This is a genomic window from Microscilla marina ATCC 23134 (genome assembly GCF_000169175.1).
Classification (GTDB): Bacteria; Bacteroidota; Bacteroidia; order Cytophagales; family Microscillaceae; genus Microscilla; species Microscilla marina.
The window spans coordinates 257,526-284,283 of the sequence record NZ_AAWS01000008.1 but is presented as its reverse complement, the minus strand read 5'-3'; the positions used below and the strand labels follow the sequence as shown (position 1 = coordinate 284,283).

General features: G+C 44.4%; 13 protein-coding genes. 5 read left to right on the top strand and 8 right to left on the bottom strand.

Annotation, left to right across the window (positions count from 1 at the left end; genetic code table 11):
• Positions 1–201 precede the first annotated feature (201 nt).
• Both M23134_RS37790 and M23134_RS09455 read left to right on the top strand, forming a co-directional pair.
• A complete protein-coding gene (locus M23134_RS37790) occupies positions 202–4,452 on the top strand; it encodes a polymorphic toxin-type HINT domain-containing protein (protein WP_002695815.1) in 4,251 nt (1,416 codons plus the stop codon).
• 4 nt (positions 4,453–4,456) lie between these two features.
• Entirely contained in the window at positions 4,457–5,380 is a 924-nt protein-coding gene (locus tag M23134_RS09455; RefSeq protein WP_002695814.1) for a leucine-rich repeat domain-containing protein, read from the top strand.
• 140 nt (positions 5,381–5,520) lie between these two features.
• Here the strand turns inward: M23134_RS09455 and M23134_RS09450 are convergent, their stop codons facing one another.
• Positions 5,521–5,778, bottom strand: a complete 258-nt coding sequence (locus M23134_RS09450; protein ID WP_002695813.1) for a hypothetical protein — start codon at positions 5,776–5,778, stop codon at positions 5,521–5,523.
• A gap of 472 nt (positions 5,779–6,250) precedes the next feature.
• Between M23134_RS09450 and M23134_RS09440 the strand changes: the two genes are divergently transcribed.
• Both M23134_RS09440 and M23134_RS37785 read left to right on the top strand, forming a co-directional pair.
• Positions 6,251–6,592, top strand: coding sequence for a hypothetical protein (locus M23134_RS09440; RefSeq protein ID WP_002695810.1), 342 nt, complete (start codon positions 6,251–6,253; stop codon positions 6,590–6,592).
• Between the two features lie 58 nt (positions 6,593–6,650).
• Positions 6,651–8,258: a leucine-rich repeat domain-containing protein gene (locus M23134_RS37785; RefSeq protein ID WP_002695809.1), complete on the top strand. Its 1,608-nt coding sequence runs from the start codon at positions 6,651–6,653 to the stop codon at positions 8,256–8,258.
• A gap of 388 nt (positions 8,259–8,646) precedes the next feature.
• On the opposite strand, the gene M23134_RS09430 is transcribed toward M23134_RS37785, so the two are convergent.
• The 4 genes from M23134_RS09430 to M23134_RS09415 form a co-directional block, all read right to left on the bottom strand.
• Positions 8,647–8,889 (bottom strand): cyclic nucleotide-binding domain-containing protein, encoded by a 243-nt coding sequence (locus M23134_RS09430; RefSeq protein ID WP_198145001.1) that lies wholly within the window; start codon positions 8,887–8,889, stop codon positions 8,647–8,649.
• 307 nt (positions 8,890–9,196) lie between these two features.
• The gene (locus tag M23134_RS09425) at positions 9,197–9,733 is read right to left on the bottom strand and encodes a hypothetical protein (protein WP_157558408.1); all 537 of its coding nucleotides are present in this window, start codon (positions 9,731–9,733) and stop codon (positions 9,197–9,199) included.
• Positions 9,734–9,859: 126 nt separating this feature from the next.
• Positions 9,860–10,921, bottom strand: a complete 1,062-nt coding sequence (locus M23134_RS41760; RefSeq protein WP_198145000.1) for a cell surface protein — start codon at positions 10,919–10,921, stop codon at positions 9,860–9,862.
• Between the two features lie 232 nt (positions 10,922–11,153).
• A complete protein-coding gene (locus M23134_RS09415; protein ID WP_232296794.1) occupies positions 11,154–19,997 on the bottom strand; it encodes a LamG-like jellyroll fold domain-containing protein in 8,844 nt (2,947 codons plus the stop codon).
• Positions 19,998–20,937: 940 nt separating this feature from the next.
• Between M23134_RS09415 and M23134_RS09410 the strand changes: the two genes are divergently transcribed.
• Complete coding sequence (locus tag M23134_RS09410; protein WP_198144999.1) at positions 20,938–21,387, top strand: hypothetical protein; 450 nt, start codon at positions 20,938–20,940, stop codon at positions 21,385–21,387.
• Between the two features lie 194 nt (positions 21,388–21,581).
• Here the strand turns inward: M23134_RS09410 and M23134_RS09400 are convergent, their stop codons facing one another.
• From M23134_RS09400 to M23134_RS09390, 3 genes are all read right to left on the bottom strand, one after another.
• Positions 21,582–23,057: an aminotransferase class V-fold PLP-dependent enzyme gene (locus M23134_RS09400; RefSeq protein WP_002695798.1), complete on the bottom strand. Its 1,476-nt coding sequence runs from the start codon at positions 23,055–23,057 to the stop codon at positions 21,582–21,584.
• A 115-nt stretch (positions 23,058–23,172) separates the two neighbouring features.
• The gene (locus M23134_RS09395) at positions 23,173–24,021 is read right to left on the bottom strand and encodes an alpha/beta hydrolase (RefSeq protein ID WP_002695796.1); all 849 of its coding nucleotides are present in this window, start codon (positions 24,019–24,021) and stop codon (positions 23,173–23,175) included.
• A gap of 108 nt (positions 24,022–24,129) precedes the next feature.
• Positions 24,130–26,664: a tetratricopeptide repeat protein gene (locus tag M23134_RS09390; protein WP_002695794.1), complete on the bottom strand. Its 2,535-nt coding sequence runs from the start codon at positions 26,662–26,664 to the stop codon at positions 24,130–24,132.
• Between the last annotated feature and the right edge of the window lie 94 nt (positions 26,665–26,758).

The window sequence follows — 26,758 nt, the reverse complement described above, 5'->3', positions numbered from 1 at the left end:
CAAATTGGACACTGTGGAAAAGTAAGAAAGTATGAGAGCTTGGCGAAGAACTGTTGGAAGACTTGTCACAAAACAAGCTAAAGTTGGTCAAAGCCAAGATAGAGACTGAAGTAAACAAGATCATTGATGATTTAGTAAAAGAGTTTTACGAGAAGGAATCAAAGAAATAAACCAACGATATTTTAAGCATATATACATACCATGCATTCATTCAAACAACAACTTCATCGGGTACTCCTCCTTTTTGTTTTATCAAGCATCTGGGCAAGCACTATAGCCTGGGCAAACGACCGCGATTCGTTGCAAAAAGCCCACATTGAAGCTTCGGTCAAACTAATTAATCGGGCAGTTACCCACAACACCCTCAAAGCACGCACTGTCGCTTCTAACTATTTGATTGACCGCTTAAACTATGTAAGTGCGGACACCAAAACCAAGATAGAGCAACTGCAAGACTTGCTGAAAAAGCAAACGGGCAAAGCGCTGTATGTGATCATTACCCGCAGCCCCGATATGGTAGAAGAGCCCAACGCCGCCACCCGGTTTAATCAGGAAACCAAAGACTTTACAGAAAAGGTGTACGCCCAATCGATGTTGGACGAAAACACGGTATTGCTCACGATCAATTTTGTGAAGTCGATCAAAGGCAAAAAGGTGGGCATCAAAACCAGTTATCTGCAAAGTACCGGGCTTGCCGTAGGGGGTAGTTTGGCGCAACACAAAATTACGGCGAATGATTTCAGGGCTGACTTGCAAAACAAGGCGACAAATGTCAACACCAAAGATGACTATGCGCGGGCACTGATATACCGGGTACATCAGTCGTTGGGCAATTTTGCCAAAGAGGTTGCCTTGGATAACCCCAGTTCTGAGCTGATAGCGAAGTATGAGGAGGTACTGGGGGTGGCGAGTCAAACTGGGGCTTGGGCGAGTGCCAGGGTCATTGAAGTATCTGATAATGAATTAGTGGCAAATCTTGCGCTTGCCCAAGAAACCTATGACGGGGTAATGACTCCCTCTGGCAAGGCCATTAGTGTAAGCAATATGCAAAAAAAATCTTTGCAGTTTTGGCTAAGCTGCAACGGTAGTCTCAAAGGGTTTATTGGCAAGAATGGCAAAAAGTATGTGGCACTTATCAGACCTGCCAATGGGACAAGCTGTGGTAGTGGTGCCGAGTTTTTAGGCTATTATCTGAAAGGGCTGGCAGCTCAGCACGTCAAGTTGTCGGAACAAAACCCAGCAAAGTACCCTGTCTGGGTAAAAACAGGAAGTAAAGTCAGACTCAATCCTGCATTATTTAAACCCGAAAACTGGTTTCCTACTCAAAACATTATCTTAGAGAAAAATAAGCGCCTGAGAGCCCGTAAATACAGAAAACCCTACTTGAACTCGGTCTACATCAACTCGGCTGATATGAGTGGCTTTTGGAGTTTGCTAAAAGACTTGCAGGTAGTAAAAACGGTTTGTTATGAAGACATTTACTGGAACAACGTGCTTGCCACCCCAAGTAATCGCAGCAATATCAAGGGAGCGATAAACCCCCATCACTTTGACGTACAGAACAGCCGAACCACTGTCAAGCAAACAGGTTGTGATTTTGATAAGCTGTTGGCAAGTGCCCAAAATACTCAGCCTCGCTTAGCGGCTGGCTGGGGCATGTTGCTCTACTTTAAATATGTCAAAACCGCTGGCATACACAAGGCAAAACTGATTAAGTTTGCTAACCTGCTTACTACCACCATTGGCAAGAATGAAAACCTCAACCTGGTAAACTTTGAGCAAAAGTTTGACAACACCGGAGCTCACCATTTGGGCGGCAGTGCTTATCATATCATCCAGGAAATACTCAAAGAAGGTTATACAAGCGAAACCGAACTCAGAAGAAAGTATGCTACCCTTCCGGGTAAAATAAGAGGTGCTTATTCGGGTAAAATGTATACTGTGTGGGCAACTAAGACCAAAAAAATCCCCCAAGGTTATAATCGCTATTCAAAGGACTACACAGGCAAGTCGCCAAAGTATCAATACAGCATACAGGATTTGATTGTGCGCCACCAATACATTGCGAATAACCACACCATCCTCAGCCCTAACATCATCAAAGCAGAAAAAGCGGGCAAAGCCTTTCCCTTATCCAGCCCCGAGGTAAAAGAACAATATAAAGCCTTGTTTGGTACCAATTCGGCAATTTTTGCCTGGGCAAAATATGCGGCTGGTTCGGCAGGAGCAGTCAAAGACGAATTTTGTTTCTATTTAAGAGGTTTTGCCGATGCGGTAACGTCACTTATTGATAGCATAGAAATAAAACCCCATTACTGGAACCCTTTGTGTGTAAAAACAAAGGTGGGTGATTGTAAAGCTTGCCAATATGCTTACGCTCCTGCTTTTAAAAATATGTTTGGGATGATTGAAGACCAAAGGCTTCGTACCAAATTACAGGAAGATTTTGCTTTTTTTGCCGGGGTATACAATGGTATGCTGGGGCAGCTGAAGGGCTTTACCCAGATGATTTCCCTGATTTCGGGCTATTTTAGCGATCCCAAAATACGCAATCAGATGGCACAAGCGATGAACAAGCTCAGGAAAAAGGGAGTTTGGAAGCTCGTAAAAGAAGAGTATAGCAAAGCCACTTGCAACAATTTTGTCACCAACTATACCCAAGGCAAGGTGTTGGTAGACCTGCTGTCTATTTATGTAGGGGCTCCTAAAACAATCAATGGTTTTATTGAGTTTACGGGCAAACAACTGGATAACCTGACTACCAAAATAGCCCCCACCCTCACCAAGCTCAACCTGGTGACCAAAAAATTGAGTAATAAGGCGATTAAATTAGTGAAAGAAAGTGGGGTTTTTAAAATTAAAAAAGCAGATAAAACCCTTGCCCAATTAAACCCCGAAGGTAAGCTGGAAGTAACCAGGGCTTTGCGTACCCAACCTGCTGGAGACCTGGCAGCATTGAGGGCACGAGGGGAGGCTACCCAACCCATAGCAGCTCGTTTGCCCGATGGCACAGAGATGAATATTGTGATTTATAAGCAACGCACCAATGCAGGCGAAGAGTTGGTGCACTGCCAACCCAATGGCAAGCGCACTTGTTTTGTGGCAGGTACGCTTATACTGACTAATAAAGACCACAAAAAAATAGAGGATATCCGAGTAGGCGATTGGGTATGGAGCTATAATGAAAAAACGGGCAAGCAAGAATTGAAGCGGGTAACCAAAGTGTTTGTAAGGCAGACCCAAAAACTTATAAATTTATATTTTGGCAACGAAATTATTCAAACTACTTTAGAACACCCTTTTCGCCATCAAGGCAAGTGGGTAAAAGCAAATGCCTTAAAAGCGGGCGATCGTCTGCAATTATATCAATCATCCGCTCAATTAGCGTTAGATAGCCTTGCTCGCCAAGATACCAGTGTTACCGTTTACAACTTTACCGTTGCCAGCAACCACAACTATTTTGTGGGCAAGCAAGGGGTGTTGGTGCATAATGCTAATGGGTATGATGATTTGCTTGCCCGCACCAACAGTCAACCACTCAAAGATAAAATCAATGCCTTGGGCAATGACAAGGCGAAGTTTTTAGATGACTTTAAGGATGTAGATGCTGTTTTGGCTAAATTTGAGGCAAAGCCTGAGTTGGTGGATAGTTGGGCAGTAATATACAAAGCTGATCCGACTGATGCAGCAAGGTTGGGGAAAAAGGGGGAATTAGGAGAGGTTAGAAAGTATATGGATAAAACCAAAGAAAGCATTGATGATGTGGCGATGGATATAAGCAGAGCTAAAGGATATCAAAATTGGAAGACTACATGGGATAGAATAAATTCAGGAGTCATTTTTCGTTTTTCAGAGATCAATGGTGCAAACTTCCACCTTTATTTTAAGGAAATTACTCTTCTAAGGGAAGCCTCCAAGTGTAATACCAACTGTACTGTGGTATCATTATCAGTAGCAAAGAAAATGAATGGGCAAAAAATATTAGGAAAAGACAAATTTGCAGAAAAGTTCGTAGGTAATGGGGAAAATGGAATAAGTATACTTAATGAATATGTTAATTTGGTGCCTAAACATATGCAAATGCCCAATCCGTTTCCTAACCCTTTTCCCAACAGGATGATGTTTGAGGCTAATAGATATCGTGGCGGCATAAACAATAAAGTACTTATCGAACGATTGTTTGAACGAGTCCCCAACGGAACAGCACTTATTTTTGGTTCTTACAAAGGAATGAATAAGTCAGGTTTTACAGGACATGCCTTCAATGTAATCAAAGACGAAAATGGCATTATCAAATTTTTTGATGTTCAGTTTAAGAAGAAATTAGAATATGGCGAAGGCACCAACAGTTTGCTTAAGAAAATGAAAGGTCATGGGTTAGAAAACTATAATATAAAGCCAGCAGAAGTTAGTGATTGGTCTTTTTTTGATGCATCAAAGTTTAAAAAATAAAATCATGAAATACCTACTCGATTTAGAAAAAATGACATCTGATTTGAGCTATAAAAGCTTTATTTCAGATCTCACTTCAGAGAATGAACCTATTGAAGCATTAGACATAAAAGGCTTACCAGAAGATAAAATGCAAGAGTTACCTTTTAAACACTTTGATAATTTGGAAGAAATTAGGATTTTTGATAGTGGCATTGGCAACTTTTCTCAACAAGCACAATATTTTTCTAATCTAAAAAGTCTTACAGTTTTACAAACAGGTGAAAACAATGCTGTGGGTGATGAAGAACAGATACTCAGTAGTAATATTGGAAAAGCCAATGCACTTACGAATCTCTATATATGTTCTGATAAAATCAAATATCTACCTGATGCCATATGCCAATTAAAGAACATAGAAAATCTTACGCTATCCGTTAAAGGCTTACTTCCTGAGAAATTATACTTATTGTCCAAGCTAAAGAGTTTTAGGTTTGATATGATGAGTGAGCGATTGGATGAAAAGCTAATTTTAGATACTATTTCTAAACTGAATAATCTGGATAGCTTTAGTTATACAAACCCCTTCTCGAAGAGAGTTCCTGATTTTCAGGATAATTTATTAAACCTGGAAAACTTTGTCTTCAGTATGCTGAATGTATCAGAGCTACCTACTATATTACCCCGAATGACCAAGTTAAAATATTTACACTTGTCCAACAGTTTACAAACTATACCTGAATGGTTCGTAAACCTAAAGGGTTTGGAATATTTAACTATAGAAGGTTTGGCTGATGGTCAAATACCTCTGTTTTTGAAAAAGTTACCTAATTTACATACCATCAACCTTATGGCTTGCCTAGATGTAAGATTGGATGATTCAAGAATAGAGCAGATAAAAAATGATTTTCCAGAGTTGAAAATTTTAGGCGTGAATGCAGATTATTAAAGAGTCAAAGCCAAGCCATTGCACCATCCCATTGTTGGTCTTCCCAAAGGGCGACCGACAATGATTGCGAATGCAAAGCTATTCTACATTATTGATTGCTAGAGAGTTAAAGCCAAGTCATTGTACTTGGTTTTGTTATTTTAAGAAGCCAATTGTTGTTCAAAAAATTCTTTGAACTTCTTTTTAGTCAAGAAAGCATCAATCATTTTGAAGACTACATTTTTTTCGTCTTCATCCAGCAAAGCAATCAATTTTACCTTTTCAGTGAGGCTTTTATCTCCTATAGTTATTTCTTCAGGTACATTCCCGTCAAAATTAACAAGCTCATCAATAGTCATCTCAAAATATTTAGCAATTGCATTGGTTGCTTCAAGTGATAAGTCCCCACTAGTGCGCATTTTAATGCGTTCCTTTTTTCTACGAGTGAGGAATGCATTTGTTTCTTTCAGCCCCCGCTGGTGTAAGTCGTCTTATGTGCGCCGCCTTACTCAATATAGATTAAGTTAAAATCAGTTTGCTTGTACCACTCAATGGTATAAAGTTAGAGGTGGTGACCGTACCAATGCGGGCGAAGCATTGAAATATTACGCATCTCACGGCAAACGTACTTGTATATAGTTGATTTGTTTGATATACCATTTTTTACCCCAGGGGGCAATCCAAACAAAGAGATGTGGGTAGGGTTTAGGTCTACTGGTTTGAACAACTCGTATAATTTTCGCTCAATTACCAACAAGATAAATCCCTACTTGATTGCAGGCGATAACATTGATAATATTTTAGCACCTGCTTATCAAGCCTATGTCATGAAGATTTTGAAGAAAAACTTTCCTAATTATACTATCACAAAAAAAACTGACAGATATTGAGATGATTGAAACACAAAAAAACTTTAGCTTTCCTGGAGATGGTTCAGATACCGAGGCTCCCAATATAGAAATGCTTTGGGTACCGCCGTCTGAGGCGTTTGAAATGGGGGTAGGCAAAACCGCCGAAGAAAAATTTGATACCACCATTGACCACGGTTTTTGGCTAAGCAAATACCCGGTTACTCATAGCCACTGGCACGCCCTCTTACAGTTGATGGATCAGGAAAACACCCTGGACGAAGAAAAAAAGAACCAGCCCTACTTAGAAACCTGGCCGGGTATTATCCGTTTATGCCTGCATCTGAATAACAAAATGGAAGCGGTACTGCCCGAAGGGTTTTAGCCTGGTAAAAGAAGTTCAGTGGGAATATGCCCATCATGCTGGTGATGGGGAACAAGCGTTGAATGCATTGCCCAAAGAAGCGGCATTGAGGTTTCTTTTCCCTGCTTATTATCGTTCTTGGGAGGTAGGCCAGGAAGCACCCAATCCTTGGGGGTTTCACGATATAAGGGGGTATCGCATGGAGTGGTGCTTTGATGTTTTTCAAGATTATCCTGACGCTTACAATTACCCTCATCTTTGCAGCGAAACGGGCGTTTTTGGAGATTGGTGTGCCAATGACATCTTGAAAGCTTACCTGTTAAGAGCCTATGATTTTGATGTAGAGAAAATATACGCATACAACGCGCGAAAACTTGATGAAGTGCTGACGGATAACTTTACATTAAGAACCGGCAAATGGGGAGGGGAAACCAGGGGGCGAATTTATAGAGATTGTAGAGAAGCAGCCATGTTTCGGATCTGCCTGCGGAAGATTGAGCCCTTTGACCACGAAGATTTGGCAGTTGAACTACTCAAAAGACAACTAACTTCGCTCTCTCAATCGTTCACCCTGCAATATGATGACCGCGAAGATTCGGACTATGATGATGAAGTGACGAATAATTTAGAACACCACCAAGAGATAGTGGATGATTCAGATTATAATACCAAAATACTCCAATTGCTGCAAAGCGACGACCCAGCAAACATAGAGTTGGCTTTGCAGCTATGTGTAGAACACGATGGGGTATATAACAATGAAGTAGCCAGGTGCTTGCGAGACCATGTACTGTTGTGTCTGCGCTACGGTTTGGAATTGGACTATTGCAATACAGTAACGCAATTGTATATAGAGGAGAAGGGTTTGAAGAGTTTACCACCCGAATTTGTGCAGTTGCAAGCTTTGGAAGAGTTGAGCTTATGGAATAACCATTTTGCCAGTTTACCGCCCGAACTGAGTAAATTGAAAGCTTTGAAATACTTGAATTTAGAGGGTAACTTGTTTGCTGGCCTTCCGCCTGAGATAGTGGAATTACAAGGTCTGGAATTGTTGAATTTAGCAGACAATAGATTGACCAGTTTATCCCCTGAAATAGGGAAATTACAAAGCTTGGTGGCGTTGATATTGGAATCTAATGGTTTAAGCAGCCTTCCCCCTGAGTTGGGACAATTACAGAATCTATTTGAATTGTATTTGGATGCTAATAGATTAACCAGTCTTCCTCCTGAACTGGGGCAACTACAGAACTTAGCATTGTTGAGCATCATGGATAATAAATTATCTGATTTGCCTGCTGAATTAGGGCAATTGCAGGCGCTGACAAACCTGGCATTAAGCAACAATCAGTTACAACACTTACCGCCTGAACTGGGGCAATTGCAGGCACTGGAAGAATTCATTATTGGGGATAACTTACTCGCCAGCCTACCACCCGAATTGGGGCAATTACATTCATTAACGAGATTTTATGTCGAAAATAATCAACTTACCAGCCTCCCTCTCGAACTGGGTCAACTACCCTTACTAAGGGTGTTGGATGTAAAGAATAATCAACTGACCAGTTTACCCCAAGAGTTAGGGCAGTTACAAAATCTGCAAAATTTGTATCTGCAAGGTAATCCATTGCCACCGAGTGAGGTAGAAGCACTGAGGGCAAAATTGCCTGAATGTACCATTAGTTTTTAGGACTAGGCTATTCACTCAAAATCTAACGCGTTCTGCTAGCAAATTTATCACAACTACTCTCAAAAATGATAAGCCCAACAAGCGCTTAATTGACTACTGAGAAGAAAAACAATGGATGATTCAGGTTATAACACCAAAATACTCCAATTGTTGAAATTTAATGGTTGTTCTTGGTCTCATCGTACTGAGACACTATTGTATACATCTTCTCTTGTTTTGTCATATCTTTTGGGTACAAAGCTAAGCCAGCTTAGCACTCAACAAAACATGGGGTTTAGACGTAGGGATACACATTAATTTCACAAAAAAACTGATTATACTTAACATAATTTATAGTTATAAAACATTCGAATAACAAGCATGTCCTCAAATACACACTCCCGTTTTTTCAAAAATGAAGATCAGAGAGGGGAGTAGAGAAATGATGAGTTAGGCCAGCTTTAAAATTTAGGAATAAAAAACGTACCATGCCCACCTCGACAAAAGACAAGTAACGACCCACTCTGCCCACAGGCAACAGGGGCTGTTTTTTATCAAAGGTTGTGCGTTCGAGCCGAGAGGCAAACAGCGCCCACTCATCGTCTGTCATTGACGGGGCAATCTGCTCGAAGTAGTTTTTGATTTGTTGCATAGGGGCAAGGTATAAGGTATTGACGACAAGTTCAACTCTGCCTGCCACACAAAAAAATCCCTTTTCTCTCCAAAGCAAATGCTCAGAGAAAAAAGGGAAATCATAAAACCGTTGCCATAGTTCAAACAACAGTCATCGACCATCGACTGAAAACTATTAACTAACAAATTCATAAACCACTGAAAATAAGTATACTATGATTTTGTTAGTTGTCTCTGGAACAGGAGGCAACTTGAAGCACCGATATGTATCGGTATCTAAGGACTTATTGCTTAAAGCTTGCTCCTGTCGGTGCTATGGACTATTATTAAAATTTACCTGGCACCAATTGCTTACCAATATATATGCGGTAAGGGTCGTCAGACAAGCCGTAGTTTACTGCACTCATTGCCAGCGAACCATTGCCTTGCAAAGTAAGCACTTGGTTGGTATTTGCCGGGTCAATAAGTAGGGCAAGCAACCGAGCCCCCTCGCTGGTACTTACACTAGGGCTGCTGCTGCTTTGGGTAGCCTTAAGTTGCCACAGATAATTTGCCTTTTGACTATTGTTATAAGCCACAAAGCTTATTGTGTTACCGTTGCGCTTCAAAAACTTATCAGGAGCTGCTGCCGAGGCAATCAACAACGTGCCATCGCCTTGGCGTTTAAAAATAAAAAACTGGCTTTGGTCATTCTTGCCAGTTCGCGCACTGCTACTGGTACCCGCTGTTGCAAAGTCTGGTTGTATTGTCACTATTTTGTTGCCTTGGCGAAAAGTGAGCTGATAAGTAGTATAATCACTCTGGGCATAAGTGACATTTGCCAACAGGCAAAGCCAAGCCATACACATTAAATATCGTTTCATTGGTTTAATTCCTTTAGGTTTTTAAGTATTAAGACAAAATTAGTTCTATATAGTGAGTTTATGCAAAGTATTGACTATTAGTGACTTGATGTTGCTTGTCGCTTGAAACTAATAGCTTGCAACTACTTATTTCTTTAAATTTTGAACCTTCTTTTCTAATGCTTGCATTTTCTGCTGCATTTGTTTCATTTGCTTGTTTTGCTCAATCAAGTGCAAGGTAAGTTCCTCTACTTTTTCTACCAACAATACATTGATTTGTGCCACGTTCATGCCTTCTTTCTCTACCTTAGCTGCCTTGGGCACTTTGGGCAAATGATGGTGGGCGTTGATATAAGCCTCTACTTGCTCAAGTGGCATCAAATCATAGTTTTTGGCAAACACATAATCAGGAAAAGAACCTACATTGAGGGTGAGGCTGTTGGCTTGTACGCTGCCGCTAAAATTAGCCGAAGTACCTGTCAAAGCACCTGCTAATTTGGCGGTGCCATTCACGTGCAGTTTTGCCAAAGGGTTGTTCGTGCCAATGCCCACGTTGTTGTTGGTATGAATACGCATGGTCTCTGTCTCGGCATTGTTTTTAAACACAATGGCATCGTCTCCGCTGTTGTCAGTATCGGGGCGAAAGTTGAGCGTACCGTGGCTACTAAAAGCCCCGCCTTCCAAATGAATATCTCCCGACTTTACGGTGAACTTTGCCAAGCTATTGCTTGCCGTGGCAGTACTAATACCTAAGCTCAATCGCCCATCGGCGCTCAAGGTCATTTGGTCGCCATTATTATAAAACCTTAGCGCCGAACCACTGTTATGAGTACGTCCAACAAACCAGTCGTGGGTGCCAGCTTCTATCCATAATCCAGCATTAGAACCCCCAACACGCATACGTCCTTCTACATGAAGTCTTTCTGCTGGGTTGCCAGTACCAATTCCCACGTTTCCATTGTATCGCAAACGCATAATTTGTCGGTAAGGTAAGCTACTGCCACTGCTACCACCTGCACCAAACTGTATTCCCTCATCGTGGTTTGAGCCATCATCATTGGCTTGAATCACAATTCTTGAGTTATGGTTAATCCATTTTACACTTGAGCTGCTAGGTTGACTTTGACCAACAGCCGTACTTGCATTCAAACATGAAATAAAGGCAGTAGCTGCCAATCCGAGATATATTTTTTTTATTAATTTCTTCATTGTGAATTTAGTTAAGAGCAATCAGTCGGTAGTCCACAGCACCCACAGGGACAAGTCCCTAGATGCCGATGAATATCGGTGCTTCAAGCGACAAGCCACAAGTCCTTAGATACCGATGTGGTGCTAACAGGAGTTTTGTAGTTAGAGCAGAGGATTCACTGATCGCTATATTTATAATTTAATTAGCAGTTAGCTACTTGTCGCCTGTAGCTAACTGCTTGTTACTTCTTACTTATTGAATCGTCAAGCGCTTAGTAAGTGTACCCCAGGGTGTTTTCAAAGTATAGAAATATACCCCTTTGGCAAGGGCTCCGCCTTGCGGCGTTTTGCCTTGCCAGGTCACCTCATGTGGTCCGGCGGTTTGGGTTTTGTTTACCAACACTTTTACCCGTTGACCCAAGGCATTGGTCACGGTCAATGTTACCCTGCCATCTTTAGGTATCACATAAGTAATAGCCGTTTGCCTCTTCATCGGGTTGGGGTGGTTTTGGTACAGTTTCAAACCATTGACAGGTGCTACCTGAGCCGCTTGCAGGTCTTGCGCCAAACGGAACACATAAGGCTGGTCTACTTTGCCTTCCATCTGTGCCGACTGTACCGATAAAGTATTGCTCAAAGCATACGCTTCGCCATTGGCTTTATTGACCAGTCTAAAATCCAGCTTTTCGCCTTCCTGGTGGCTATAAGCGGTCATAAAATAATACCACTTGCCTGCTATTTGCTGAGGTACCGCCATCCCACGCACTTCGTTATTGGCATACGCCACAATCAAGTAATCGGGCTCATTTTCAATTGCTTTGCCTCCTTGTTGCAACACCCCGGTTATGTGGTGAGCAAAGGCATAAGCGTGTGGGTTTACTGCTAGTTTCAACTGAGCCGCGTTTTGCCACACTTGTTTGTTGGGGGCAGGCACTACCGACCTTATGCGGGCATTGCTGCCTGTGCCAACGCTGGCGTAACGAATGCTAGAGTTTTGGGCTACTTTTATTTTGTATCCCTGGTTAGGAATCAAATGAGTGAGCGAACCTACCCAAGTGCCTACGCCGTCTACCCTAATGTATTGGGCGCTGCCCGCACGCGAAGTGATCACGTCGCCAATGCTGGCATCTGGTGTCATACGTCCCAACGCCTGGGTAATGGTCATGGCATCGGTGCGGGTATAACCCAAGGGGTTGTTGTCGCCATCGTTGCCTTGGTTGGCACTTGCGGTCAAAGCTATAGGTTGGCTGGCATCTATTGTGTACCCGCTGAGCTGTAAAGTACGAGGCGCTTGTACTTGCACCTGATAAGACTTAGCAGTATACAATGCCGTAAGCGAGCCCGACCAGGCAACACCATTGTATACCGCCGATTTACTGGCGTTGGTGCCGTGTTCCGAGATCACATCGCCTGCGCCAAACCCAGTAATTTGGCTCAGCGAAAGCTGAGAAGTATTGGCGGCATCGCTTACGCGGAAACTCATCCAGTGGTAGCCCGCTACGCTCAACTTGACCGTATATTGGGCTTTGCCCTGGTAGCCTACATCCAGGGTTTGGTTTACACTGCCCCCGCTGGTAAAGTTGCCTGTACCTATGGGGTTTTCCTGGCAAGCCGTATCGTCCCATAAGTACACTGTGTAGGTGTCAGCGGCAGTCTTAGAATAAATGTTGAGGCTTGCGATGGCGTTGCCTCCTGCCATCTGTACTATGCCTTTGCCTACCAACGTGCCCGCGCTGTTTCTTACCAACACCGTTTTGCCCTGAGCATCGGCGTAAGCCTGCCCATTTTTTTGCAAAGAAAAAGTAGCACTCATCTGGTGGGCAAAACTGGTAGGAGCCAGGCTAAGGTAAGAAGCATCGCAACTAACAATTACCTTGATGTCTACCGTCTCGTACCCTAACAAAGTAGCTCCCTGCGAAATTTTAGCTTTTACCTGCCCGTTGTAAGTGCCCGCACTTAGCCAGGCGGCCGTCTCAAAAGTCATTGGGTGGCTATTGCCCGACGGTAAAATATAGGAGCCATTGCTTTGCGAAGCATTGTTGGTCACTTTGAGCCACATAGGTATTTCAGTCAGCTGGTATTGCACCTCCGACGCATTGTCGTTTTTCAAGGTCAAACCAAACGAGCTACCATTACCCGTGGTTTGCGCCACGGTGTGGTTGCCTTTGTTCCAGCTCACGTAGTTACCGTCTACCCTAAACGTCCAAGACTTACCCGCTGCTGGGTTGCCGTATTCATCTTTGATAGCATTGTCAAAAATAGTTGCCGTAAGCAGTGCCCCTTCCAACAATTCGCTGGGGTAGTCGCTCTTAGGCTGAATAATGAGCTGATCTTTAGCCGAAGAGGTAGTCACCGTTACCGGAATATCCTGAATAATGCTGGCTATTTCTAAAGGAGCCGCTTGTTGCTGGGTAACAAACGAAAGCCCGGTTTGCGTAGTACTTCGGGTTTTTGCCGTATAGTCGCGAATGGCTTCCCCGTCTAAGGCATTATTGTCTAGTACATAATATGCCTGTAGCCCATTTTCAGTGCCCAACAAACGCTTGTGCATGTGGGTACGAATGTCGGCTGCATCTAAGGCTTTGCTCCAGATACGTACTTCGTCCAGGCCTCCTTTAAAGCCCTGTCCTGCGCTGGCTTTGCCTATAGTCAGTGGGTCGTTGTTGGTCGTAAAGGCATTGATGCCTGCCGATACAGTTTTGTTGAGCACCCCATTGAGGTATATTTTCAATGCGTGAGTGCTGCTACCTTTTACAAACACCACTGCCACGTGTGTCCAGCCATCGGTGCCCAGGGTTTGGGTAGAGATGGCATCGCCTTGCCCGGCGTATATTTTATTCCCTTGAATAAAAGAAATATACATGTTGCTGCCCTTTTCTATGATGGGCGTAGGCAAGGTGGTGCTGTGCATGCGGCTTGGCTTTACCCAAAACTCCACTGTGTAAGCATCTGCCAAATCCAGCGCCGACTGGTCGGGTACCGTCACCTGGTCTGCCACCTGGTCGAACCAAGCCGAAGTAGGTACATAGGCATTGCCACCCAAAATACCTCGCAGAGATACGTTCAGCGGATTGGCGCCTTGGGCATCTAATACGGCATCGTAAGTAGCACTAAAGCTTGCCACTTGCGTAGTAGCTCCATTGGCAGGGGTTACTCCGGTAATCAATGGTACTTTGCGGGCAATGGCGCCGTTGATCCACTCGCTGGGCGTGTTGGTTTGCCAGCCTTCGGTTTCGTTGCCGCATACTGGTACTACCCGCACTCTATATGCCTGGTCTGCCCCAATGGCCGACACATCTAAATCGTAGGTATAATATCCCTGACTGTCTGTGTTGCCCAAATCACTGATTTTTACATCTTTGGCAAACTGAATAGTATTAGAGTTAGGCAAGGCAAACTCCAGGCGCACTTTCTCAAAAGTAGTGTGTGGCGTGACTGCCTTCAACCTGAACTTGAGCAAATTATTGGCAGTGCTGTTTACTACCCAATTGGCTACCGGGGCGGCTACCGACATACTGCCCGCACAAGGCGCATGAAACTTTGCGGTCAGCTTTACCACATCGCGCAAGCGCACATATTCCGACCCATCCGAGTTGTACAAAGCCGCGCGTTTGTCTTCGCCTTTTACGTAAGTATAGCCCCCTTGTCCGTCCGATATTTTTTCGCCTTCATAAAAATCAAGCACGCCTTCGTCGCAAGCCGAGTAAAAGCTCAGCGGAATATTGGCAAACTCGGTAGGGGAGGTGGTTTCAGCCCGTTTGATGTATACCTTCAGGGTTTTAGACTCCCCTGGTTCAAGGGTATACATTCGGGGAATCAACAAGTTGCCCAAGCCTTCTACCCGCACCGACGCACCCGAAGGCAAGTCAGCCGAAGGTACCTTAAGCTTATAGGTTTTGGCAAATCCGGCATTGACCGCTTCATTGGCTTTTTGGGTATTGCGTATGGTTACGTCAAACACCGCTTCGCCCGTAAGGTCAGCCCAGCCAATGGCGTTGGCACTCACTATTTCTACCCCTTGACGCGCCACCGTGTTGGGCTCTATGGGGCACATAGATTGTCCGGCATTGGCAATAATTACTGGAGTAGGATACTTGGGGTCGCGACGAAACACTGCGTCAAAACTATCTTCAGCTTCATTGTCGCTTAGGTGAATACTGATAGAGCTACCACTGCCACTACCGCCTTCCTGATCGCGGCTAAACTCATAGCCCAGGTTGAGCTCTATTTCGAGGTTGAGCTTAAACCCAAATATGGTCAGATTGGTATTAAAATATTTGGTCAGGTCCAGGCTATGGCTGTGACTCACTTTGTTGGTGGTAGACTCGTTCTCGCCAATGGTATAATTGGTAGAAGTACCTCCTCCGCCAAAAGTGATATGGTTGCTCGGTAAACTCTTGGTACCCGCCTCATTGCTCATGCTAAAGGTGGTATTGTTTTGCCCGTCTTTTACCTGCTGACGTTGGGTGGTGGCTTCCGTCAAAATCGTTTTCCATCGCTCAATGTCCTGAAGGTAATTCTTGATCGTATCTACCTTGCCCCGGTCACTTACCGATAAGTTTTCACGTTTTTTGTTTTCAGCCGCAGGGTCAGCCAATTTACCCCGCAACGATGCGATCAGGTTATCGAGGTTAGGCAGCAAGGTATTTTCAATGGTCCAGCGTGAGTATTGAAACGACGCCCCTGGCTCGGTAGAAGCCGTTGCATCCTCTTTGTTGGCAGTGGCAGTACACCCATCTACGCTCACTGTATTTCCTGAGCCAATGTATACCACATCACTGGTACCAATAAATACATCGCTTTGGGCACCTGGCAACGGGCTGATGCCGCTGGAGGTACTAATACTTTTGTCGAAGCTGAGCGAGTAACTGCTAGAGTTGCCTATTTTTACACTATGACTGGTGCCTATTTTTCCGCCAGCGGTTACGCTTCCGGTAGACGACTCATACAAGGCAACCACTCCACCGCCAAAACCTGCCCAGGCACCCATATATGCCGAGTGTTTGGTTCCGGTAGTGATTTTAGTGGCAGCTTTTCCGCTAATGTTATTCGAGATAGACACCGAACTGTTCAGGGTAGAGCCCGAAGACCACTTAATACTACTGCCATCGCCGGGTGGGTCGTACAATACTTGTTGTACATTAGGGTAAGTCAGGGTAAAGTTTTGGTTTTCGTCCTGTACTGTCCCCGTGACCCAGGCGCGCAAGCTGGTAGATGCACTTCGTTCGGTTGCGTTGATGTCCAGCGTACGGCTGTAGTTTTTTGCCGGGTCGTTGCCAGGATCTTTCAAAAAGTTGGGGTAATTAGACCATACAATGACGGTGTCTATGCCACTTTCCGAAGTAAAAGGCTTGCTGGAAGAACTACCCACGGTTTTCGAAGCCAATTGCCCATGGTTGAGTTGTAAATCGCCTGCTACATAGTATTTGGTGTTTGCCACATAGCATTTGTTACCACTGTAGTTTTCAAAAAACTCCAGGCGCACCTGATACTGTTGTTGTTGCTCCAGAATATAGTTTTGTTTGTCGCTACAGTAATTGGCGGGCAGTGTTTGGTCAAAGCTTTTCCATACAGGCACTTTGTTGGCATCTTTGCCCAGTAGCTGCACTATGCTGGCCGCTACCTGCAGTGGACTGCGGTATTCTATGTCTACATTTGCCCAGCCTTTGGTAATGTCTATGCCAAAGCGGGTTTTTACAATGTTGTTGTCTGTCTGATTGGTCAGCGTAAGCTTATACACCCCCGGCAACAAACCATCTACTGAAAATACAGTACCCGCAGTATTAAATATATCCGCCGCTTTTACCGTGGTGGCTGCCGTAAACTCTTTGCTAAACGCTGGGGTAGTAATATCGGTACGCTCCAGTTTTACATTCCACAAACCTATGCTATTGTTGCAAGGAATAATAATGTTTCCGGTAATGCCGTAACGGGTATTGTTATAAAACTTTTGCCCCGATTTAGGCGCGTCTACATTCAAGGCAATCTTTTCCTCGTTGGCGTAAGCCCCCTGCGCGCTGTACTCATACCTATACTGACGGGTATAAGGGTTTACGATGGCCGCATCGTATTGAGGCATCGTGGTTTCGTCGCTGGGTTGGTACAACAAATTCAACGAAAGTGACTGACTACCTGCTGCCGAACTCACCGCCCGCAGGCTTTTGGTGTCTTCATTGAACAAGTAAGACGCCTTCAACTGCTGTACATCATTTTTTATGTAGTTGCCCGTGCGCAGGTTGTTTAGCAAGGCAGGGCTGTAGTTAGTATGGCGTAGCTCTATCAAGTGCAGGTTACCCTTCAAAAACTCGCTTTGGGTGCTGCCCTCAGACCTTGCCCCCAAGTAAAGGCTTCCGCCTAAATCGCTGGCAGGCAGGGTAGTGCTGGCAGTTTGAGCTACAGTAGCGCTGGCATACAAATACAAGGTTTGGGTGCTTTGGTCATAAGTAAACCCAAAAAACTGCCAATCGGTACTTCCGGCAAAGGGTACCTCTGCCAACGATGCGTTGCCTTTGTACAAAGCCAGGTAAGTATTGTCTCGCAACACCAACCTTACATTGCCTATTTGCATGAGGGTTTGCAAGGCAGGAATAGCGCCGCTAAAATCGCCTCGCTTGACCCAACCCGACCAGGTAAGCCCTTGGGTAGGGGCAGCAAAGGCGCCCTCTGATTTGGCAAAGTCGTTGGTGCCATCAAACTTAAGACTTTGGGCACCCAGCGATCGTGATTGATAGGGATTTTTTACCCTGAAATTCTGAAAGCCAATGGGCAAACTCAACGAAAACTGTCCAAAGTTATCGGTCGCCTTGGGTTGCCCGTCTGAACCATTGATTTGCTGAAAATCTACTTCTCCTGGCGTACGCCCCGACGCAAACTCAAAGGCTTGTCCGGCGGGTACCGGATACTCTGTATCTCCTTCTTTGTAATACACATACCCGGTCAGGCTAAACTGAGACTCATCGGTAAAGTCTATCCCTGTTTTGCTATAGTCGCCCACCGTAGTGCTGCTTTTCAGGGTACGTACATGGGTAGCAGGGTTAAACGTATGATTGGTTTTTTCGGGGTCTATAGTCAGCACAACCGAACCACTGCCATAATTGATCTCACGCATGTCAAATATGCCCGCCGCATTGGTATAAGTCGCATATTTGAGCGTGGGGCAATTGGCAACACGGGTCAAAGTTTGGGCGCTTTCGGCGATATAGTCCCCTTTGGTGGTGGCTGCCTGGTTGTAGGCGGCGTCTTGAGTGTTGAGGTCAAAGCGGTAATACAACAACAGTTTACTATCTTCGTCGCTTTGGATCACATAAGGTCTATACTTGCCTATTTGTGCCGTAAGGCGGGCGTTAAACTCAGCGGTGGTTTCTTGACGCACCGAGTTGTCCAACTGGGTTACATTCACTTTGTCCGCATCCCATATTCTGAGTTCATCCAAAGCATAAGTAGCTCCCGCCTGAGCATTGAGGCTAAAGTTGTTCAATAACCCAATGTTGTCATAGCGATATGCCGTAGTATTGCTTACATTGGCCACCTGTATTTTCTGAGCATCGGTGCCGTCTACCTCTTTGCCTCCATCTACATAAATAGCGCCCCCACTTTGTGAGAAAACTACCGCATAATGGTGCCACTGCCCATCGGTAACGGCAGGGCTGCTAAAGCTGATATACTCCTGACCGTGTTGGTCGAGCGTCTTGATACTGCCATTGCCCAGCATTTGTATGTTGAGGTTGCCCAAGGCAAAAACTGTATTATTGCCTCCGCTGCCCTGGTACCAAAACTCTACCATAAAGTCGCGCGCCAAACCATTGTTTTTAAACACGTCAGCATTGCGAATGGTTAAGGGCTGGCTGCCCGCCCCAAACTGCATGGCGTGCCCGGGTAGGGTAGAAGCCCCAAAAGTAACGGCTACCCCTGGGGTGCCCACGCCACTCGACGACTGTACCTTGCCCGCAATGCTTCCGTTATGGAAAATAAAGCCATAGTCGGTGCCTTGTGCCCCGCTTACGCTCCCTTGCGATACTTGTACCTTGTATTGGTCAATTTGCCCCGGCAGCAGGTTGGTATTCACAGAAAAAGTCATGGGGTCACCCACGGCTTTGTTAGATGCATCAATCAACCTTTCGCTGAAAGCAACGTCGTTTTTGTATATGGTGTATTGGGTGGCACCCTTGACGTGTGGCCAGTTAAGCACCACTTCACTGGCATAAGCCCCCTTAGAAGCAGTGAGATAAATAGTCTCATTTTTGAGAATGGGATGCTCAATGTTATTGCGCACCTCCATCAACGTATGGGTGGTGCTCCCTTTGGTGTAGCTGCCCACTCCTTTGCCCATGTTTTGGGCACCTGGTACAGAGTTGTCCCAAAGCATTGTTTTGAGCTCCGAGAAAACCACCGAGGTCATTTCGTGCGCCTTGCTGTAGTCACCCAACAAGGTATGCAACCCCTGGTAAGTCACTTCAGACAGGTTCAACTCGTCTTTGGCAAAGCTACGGAGCCAGTTTTGCGCCACCTCTCTATCGGTTCGGGTGGTGTTCCAAGCCCTTATCTCGGCAATCTCTAGCGAGTAACTGCTGTTTTTGTCCCGGTAAAAAAACAAAGGACGGTGAGCAACATTGGGCAAGTTCATCAACAGCTCGCCCCGTTTGGCACCGTTGATATAGATTCTGAAAATGTGCGATTGCCCACTCAACGACTGAATGGTAAGCATGACATGGTGCCAGGCGCCCGACTGTACCAATGGTTGGTTAGTCACGGCATCGTTGAGGGTGATACTTTGGCTCTGGCTGCCAATGCTCAAATGCAGTTGATTGCCCGCAGTCATTTTTAGCGAAAGCGACTGGTCATCGGGCAACATATCGGTTAGTTCCCAATCGTTGCCACTAAAGGTAGAACGTATCCAAAACTCCAGAGAAGCTTCACCCGCATTGCCTTGGGCAAGTACCTGGGGCAACTCAATGCCAGTATTGAAATAAGTGGCGTAATTTACGGCATGCATTTTTAAAATGCCATACTCTTTTTGTGCGTGCAGGGGTCCGCTTCCGGCCAGCATAAAGGCCAAAAACCAGAACCAATAGGCGTGTAATATTTTATGGTGATTCATTATATAATGGGTTAAGTTAAGCTGTGGTGATTTTTTCAATCCCTCCATTTATTTTTCGGAGAATATGCATCTCAAAATCAGTTGATGATGGCCTGCCTAAGGGTCAGTGATACACAGGTAAAGGCAGGTGATGAGGTGGCGTTTAGGTGTAGTTGCTGACAAAGGGGTATTGATTTTAAAATAAGTCATTGTGTGTTTTTTTTAAGTGTAAAAAATAAATTAATGAAATATTAAACTGGCGAATTGGATTTATGCAAAACAAAGAATGGTTTGGCTTAAAGTCTAAGAAAATAACTATACAACCTCTCTACTTGGTCATTATATGAGGTATACAATTTTGTGTAAAAATCTTGTTATCAGAGGTTTATAGGGGAGGGTAAACCTTAAGCGGTCAACCCTTAGATAGCAGTACACATCGGTGCTGCAAGTGGGATTAGTCGATGGTGGAAGTTTTAAGATTGGGCGAGGTGGTGGGGTTGTGAAGACACCATAGCCGTCAGGCTAAGAGGAGCATAGTAAAAAAATCACTTAAAAATACCGTCACCGCCTCAGCGAGTGTCCCCACACGCTGATCGAATCGCCAAAATTTGGATACTGAAAGATGTTTCAGGGGTAAAAAAATAGTAGCCTGACGGCTATGGTGAAGACACAAACCGAGGCGAAAAAATAGTAGGGTAGCGTAATAAAAAGCAAAACCAATATAAGGAAGTAAGCATTGATGGACAAATATTTTAGTAAAATAGCTACTACGGCATCTAAGGACTTGAGGCTGTAGTAGCTATCGCCTAAATACTGTGGGCTATTGATGGCAAAACCGCAGATAATTATGTACCTTGCTCATTTTACAGTATAAACTAAAACCCTCAAAGTCATCGATTCTTCTATTACACATATCAGACCCCGGTTTAAGCTAATGGTACCTTGCCACCACCAAGAGGTCATGGACAAGGTGGAGCTATTGCTCGAAAATACGCCCCCCCACATAAAAGGGGTAAAAGCCAACGACTTGATTATATTAAACATAGTGGGCGAAGACGTTCACTATTGGTCGCCTCAGCTCAACCTGAGAATAGCACCCGACGAAGACGACGAACAGCAAACCAAGGTATCGGGGCTGATTGGCCCGCGTCCTGCCGTTTGGACCTTGTTTATGTTTATCTATTTTGCGGTGGGCACCCTGGGGCTTTTCATTTCCTCTTTTGCTTTTTCAAAAATATTGATGGGGGGCAGCTCTAGCCTAATTGCGGTGTTTCCGCTGACCATTGTGTTTTTATTGACCGCCTACGGGGTGGGTAAGTATGGAGAGAAGTTAGCCAAAGACCAAGTAGAGCTCTTGAAAGACTTTGTAAGAGAGGTGGTAGATGGGCAAAAGTCTACCGTTGATGGCTGATTGTTGGCAACAAAAAATAGGATGGGTAGTCCAGTTGGGCAACCTAGTACTTTTAACCAATAAAAATGAGTATACTATGAGTTTGTTAGTTGCCTGTAGAACAGGGTGTAACTTGAAGCACCGATATGTATCGGCATCTAGGGACTTGCCCCTGTGGGTGCTCTGGACTACCCATCATTGATGCTTAATTCCCCCTACTTACCAGTTTCTGTAGTAGCAAAATCAGCCGTCAATGCCTCTGCCATCGCCTCTTTAAGTTGATTATCGGCGGCAATGCTTTGCGCGCTCAAGCCGTTTAACCTTGCCTCAAAACCGTAGTCCTGGCACCATTGCTCGTGGTGTTTTGCCAGTTGTTCAATGCCATCGGCAATAAACACCACCTCGTCGTTGGTCATGGTAGGGTGCAGCGAGATGCGTATCCATCCGGGCTTGTTCGAAAAATCTCCCTGGTTGATCATGTCGGTAATTTTCTGCGATTGTTGAGGATTTACATTGAGCAAATAATGCCCATAAGTGCCCGCACAAGAGCAACCTCCCCGCGATTGAATCCCAAATTTATCGTTGAGCAATTTCACGCCTGAGTTATAATGCAAGCCATCGATATAAAAAGACAAAATGGCCAAACGGTCGCGGTGCTGCGAAGCAAGGATGTGTACATTAGGAATGGGTGCCACCTTGTCCCACAACAAATCAAGCAACTCGTGCTCGCGCTTAAGTATGTTTGCTACCCCCATCTCTTGCTTGAGCGTTATACACATTGCGGTTTTTATTGTCTGCAAAAAAGCCGGAGTTCCTCCGTCTTCGCGGGCTTCTATATTGTCTATGTACTTGTGTTTGCCCCAAGGGTTGGTCCAGTCTACGGTGCCCCCTCCGGGGTTGTCAGGAATACGCTGTTGGTACAAGTGACGGCTAAAAATGAGTACTCCTGCCGAACCTGGTCCACCGAGGAATTTATGTGGAGAGAAAAATATGGCGTCCAGGTGAGCTTCTTCTTTGGCAGGGTGCATGTCAATGGCCACATAGGGTGCCGAACAAGCAAAGTCGACAAAACAATAGCCCCCTGCGCGGTGCATTTTTTGGGCAATTTGGTGGTAAGGGGTCATGATACCTGTCACATTCGAGCAAGCCGTTACCGAGGCAATTTTGAGCGGACGTTCCTGGTAATTTTCGAGTAGTTTGTCTAAATGGTGAAGGTCTACCAATCCCTCGGCGGTAGGTTGAATAATCTCAACGGTCATCAGGGTCTCCAGCCAACTGGTGTGGTTCGAGTGGTGCTCCATGTGGGTAATAAAAACCACCGGGCGTTGGTCTTCGGGGGGCATTTCCCGGTATTTTAGGCCTAAAATGCGCTGAAGCTTGTTTACCAGACGAGTCATTCCTGAGGTAGCAGTAATGATCAGGTCGTCTTGATTGGCATTGACATGTTTTTTAATAATGCCTTGAGCTTCGTGGTAGGCGTGGGTCATGGCCATGCCCGTGGTGCTGGTTTCGGTATGCGTATTGGCCACCAACGGCATTAGCTGCTGTTGGATACGGTTTTCTATAGGGGCATAGTTTCGCCCGCTGGCAGTCCAGTCGGCGTATACTACTTTTTGGGTACCTTCCTGAGTAGCTATTTGGGCGTTTATACCTATAATGCCCTGCCTAAACTTGTTGAAATAATTCTCCATGATGATGACTGTATAATGTAATACCTTTAAAACGCCTCCTGTGAGCCGATGCGTACTATTTTTCGGAGGATAAAGATAACGAATTATTCAACAGACTTATACATGGTGCGGGGCACTACTTGGGGTACAATAGTTCAAACGCCCGGTATACTGCCTTGTGTAAGATGGTGGTGTGGTCTTCGGTAAGAATAGGCTCATAAAACAAAGTGAGGTGCTTGTTGCCCGATTGCCTGATGGCCTCGGTCAATTGGTCGGCTACTTTGTGCATAGTTTTGTGCTCTTTGCCTAGCGATATAAATATTTTTTTCCTGAGGGTAGTATGGGTTTTAAAGTATTCGGCAGCTTCTTTTACCAACCACTCTTCGTCCCACCACAGCGAAGGGCTCACAATGATGTAGTTGTTGAACAAGTGAGGTTTTTTTAGCAAAAATTCGGTAGCAACCAGCCCCCCCAACGACTGCCCAATAATGGTATGGTGCCCATTGGTTGTATACTGGGTATTTATCAATGGTTGCACTTCGTTTTCTACAAATGCCATAAACTTTGCCGAGCCACCACAAGTAGGAATCCTTTTTTTATACTTTTGGTAACGGGTAGGATGGGTAAAGTCCCGGTAACGGTCTACATTGGCTATGCCCACTACTATAGATTTGGGCAACAAGTGATACATATTCATAAACTGGACTAGTCCGGCAATGTGAGGAAAATCTTCGTGTGCCGACCCATCGAGTACATAAATGGTAGGGTAGGAGTCTGCCGATTCAGAATTATAGCCCTGAGGCAAGTATATATTCAATATCCTTTTTTCGTCCAGTTCTTCAGAGTCTATCTCCTCTATCAAGGCGAAAGGCATCATTTTTTTTGCCTTGTTGTATCTTTTATCCATGTGGTTTTGGGCTTGCAAGGGGTGGTTGGTTGTCGCCAAAAAAAGCAGTGCAATCAACCACAATATTACTGTTTTCATCTTTTTTTACAAACTAATGGTTCAACGCCCAATAATAGCTGTAAGAAATAGACACTTTTAAGCATTGTTTGCCAACTGCCCCAGCAATTTGCGAATGGTCTGTTTTTGTTAGAGCTTGATGCCCATCAAGGTTACATCATCGCGTTGTTCGGCATCTTGTTGGTGGTCCACCAAGGCTTGCTCCAGTATTCTTTGCTGCTCCTTCAAGGGCTTGTCTTGATGTTTTTTGATCAATTCATACATCCCAATAAAAGAAAAGCTTTTGCGTTGAGGGTTCGGCGTATCTGCATACCCATCACTGCTTAGGTACAACTTGTCGCCGCGTTGCATGTGTAATTGCTGGTTATTAAAAATTCGGGCTTTGTTATGTTGCCACCCGCCAATACCTGTACGGTCGCCTTTGATGAGTTCCATTTGTCCTTTGTGGCTGTATATCAAAGGTCGTTTGGCACCAGCAAAAGTCACCAATACTTCCTCACCTTCTTGGTAGTCTATCCGGCAAAAACAAATATCCATTCCGTCCGAATTATCAGACTGCTTTTGCTTCAGCGTTTTTTCCACCCCGGTATGTATTCGTTTTAGTATTTGGGCAGGTTCTATGCATTGATTTTTATTGACAATATCGTTGAGCAACGAAAAACCTATCATAGACATAAAAGCGCCTGGTACTCCGTGCCCGGTACAATCTACCACCGCCACAAACAAGTGTTGGCGGTGTTGGCTCACCCAGTAAAAATCGCCCGATACCACATCTTTAGGCTGAAATATTACAAAATGCCCGGCAAACATTTGCCCCATTTTTTCCTCAAACGGCAAAATGGCCTGTTGTATCGTTTGTGCATACCTGATACTTGCCATAATCTTGTCGTTTTGGCTCGACAGTGTTTTGTTACTATTGGCAATAAAGTCTCGTTGAGACAAAATCTCTTCGTGGTTTTGCATCAACTCTTCATTTTGGGTCGCAATCTCTTCTTTTCTTATTTGCAATAGCTTATTTTGCGACTCAATCTGGTCGTTTTGTTTGGCTAATTTTTTGTTTGCCCGGCGCGACATAATAAACCCCGCCAATACCAGAAGAATGACCACGCTCAGCAAAATGCCAATGCCTATATACAGTTGCTCCTGAGCTTTGCGTTTGTTTTGTTCGCTCTGTAGCTTATGTTTTTCATTTTGTAGTTTCAGCTCTTGCAACGCCTTATTTTTATTCAGCAATTCATTCTCTTTCTGAATCTCTTTCTCTTTCAGTTCTTTTTGTTTGATCGCCAGCTTCTGTAGTTTGTCTTGTTGCTGCAGCAAGGCAATTTTTTGGGCTTGTTTTTCTTTATTGAGCTGCTGTTGGGTCAGCAACAGGCTTTGTTCCGCTTTTTGCCGTTCCAACTCTTCCTTTTGTAGTTTGGCTTTTTGCAAGGCCTTGCTCTGCTGTAGCAACTCCCGGTCTCTTCTCAACAGTTGGTTTTCTTTGGCTTTTTTGTCCTTTTCAAGCATTACTTTTTTCAAGGCAAGCTCCTGCACCTCTTTGTCTACCAATAACAGCCTCAACTTATTCTCGGTACTGTCTATCTCTGCCTGTCTTTTGCGCAAAGCATTTTGCCTTATACGCTCCTGTTGCATTTGTTTGTCCTTGATTGCGGCATATAGCTTAAAGTACTTCAATGCCCGTCCGTTGTTTCCTTTTTTTTGGTAAATAAACGACAATACATCATAGCTAATCACCAACGACTGTAGGTTGTTTGCCTGTTCGCCCAGCTTTACCGCTTTGGTGGTGTAGTAGCGTGCATCTTCGAGGTTGTTCATCGCCAAAAAAACCGCCGAAATGTAATTGTATAACTCCGCCGTTTTTGCCTGGTTGTTTTGTTTTTCTCTTATTTTTACCGCTTTCGCAAACGTAGCGAGCGATTGATCATTGTTGCCCAAAATCTGATAAATAATCCCTTGATTGCTCAAAATTGTACATACATTCTCAAGGTCATTTTGCTTGCGGTAATATGCCAATGCTTCGTCAAAAGATTGCAGCGATTTGCGCAGCTGCCGGGTAAACTTATAAAAATACCCAATGCTATTGGCAGCTTCGGCCACTCCAGTAGGGTTGTTGGCAGTTTTTTGTAGTTCTTTTATTCTCAAGCTATGCTCTAGTGCCTTGGCGTATTTCTTTTGAGTTTTATAAATGTCTATAATGCGGGTAAGAATAGAGATTTGCCTTGGTAAATCGTTGCTTGCCCGATAAGCATCCAGCGATTTATGGTAATAAGAAAGGGCTTGGCGATAGTTTTTAAGCTGTAGGTGTACATAGCCTATTTTGTTCGATAAATGGGTAGAAGGGTTGGTTTGATAAGCGTTTTGGTAGTAGCGCAACGCACGTTCGTTTACTCCCCATTGCTCGTAGAGCGCTCCTATTTCATAATTGATGGAAGACAGCGTTTGTTGATTGCCTGTTCGGTCGTAGCTTTGGTATGCCTGAATGTAGTAGTCCAACGAAGTAGCATATTGCTGTTTTGCTTTGTACGATCGTGCCTTTTGAAGCAAAGCTTGCGCTTCGGTTTTCTGTGCATGTACTTGTCCAGCCAACAATACTATCAATCCAACGCTCCATAAAATAATGAAACGTAAAAGCTTTGCTGCCATCCCTTGATAATCTATTGTCATGCGAAATAATATAGCTACAATGTACTCAACCGTTTGAATCGTTTTTTATTTAAGATATAGGTTTTATTTGGTAAAAAAAAGTATTTGAAAAAGA

Excerpts from the sequence above, each read along its gene's own strand:
- M23134_RS37790 (WP_002695815.1), top strand. The coding sequence starts at position 202 with ATGCATTCATTCAAACAACAACTTCATCGGGTACTCCTCCTTTTTGTT.
- M23134_RS09455 (WP_002695814.1), top strand. The coding sequence starts at position 4,457 with ATGAAATACCTACTCGATTTAGAAAAAATGACATCTGATTTGAGCTAT.
- M23134_RS09450 (WP_002695813.1), bottom strand. The coding sequence starts at position 5,778 with ATGCGCACTAGTGGGGACTTATCACTTGAAGCAACCAATGCAATTGCT.
- M23134_RS09440 (WP_002695810.1), top strand. The coding sequence starts at position 6,251 with ATGATTGAAACACAAAAAAACTTTAGCTTTCCTGGAGATGGTTCAGAT.
- M23134_RS09430 (WP_198145001.1), bottom strand. The coding sequence starts at position 8,889 with ATGCAACAAATCAAAAACTACTTCGAGCAGATTGCCCCGTCAATGACA.
- M23134_RS09425 (WP_157558408.1), bottom strand. The coding sequence starts at position 9,733 with ATGAAACGATATTTAATGTGTATGGCTTGGCTTTGCCTGTTGGCAAAT.
- M23134_RS41760 (WP_198145000.1), bottom strand. The coding sequence starts at position 10,921 with ATGAAGAAATTAATAAAAAAAATATATCTCGGATTGGCAGCTACTGCC.
- M23134_RS09415 (WP_232296794.1), bottom strand. The coding sequence starts at position 19,997 with ATGAATCACCATAAAATATTACACGCCTATTGGTTCTGGTTTTTGGCC.
- M23134_RS09410 (WP_198144999.1), top strand. The coding sequence starts at position 20,938 with ATGGACAAGGTGGAGCTATTGCTCGAAAATACGCCCCCCCACATAAAA.
- M23134_RS09400 (WP_002695798.1), bottom strand. The coding sequence starts at position 23,057 with ATGGAGAATTATTTCAACAAGTTTAGGCAGGGCATTATAGGTATAAAC.
- M23134_RS09395 (WP_002695796.1), bottom strand. The coding sequence starts at position 24,021 with ATGAAAACAGTAATATTGTGGTTGATTGCACTGCTTTTTTTGGCGACA.
- M23134_RS09390 (WP_002695794.1), bottom strand. The coding sequence starts at position 26,664 with ATGACAATAGATTATCAAGGGATGGCAGCAAAGCTTTTACGTTTCATT.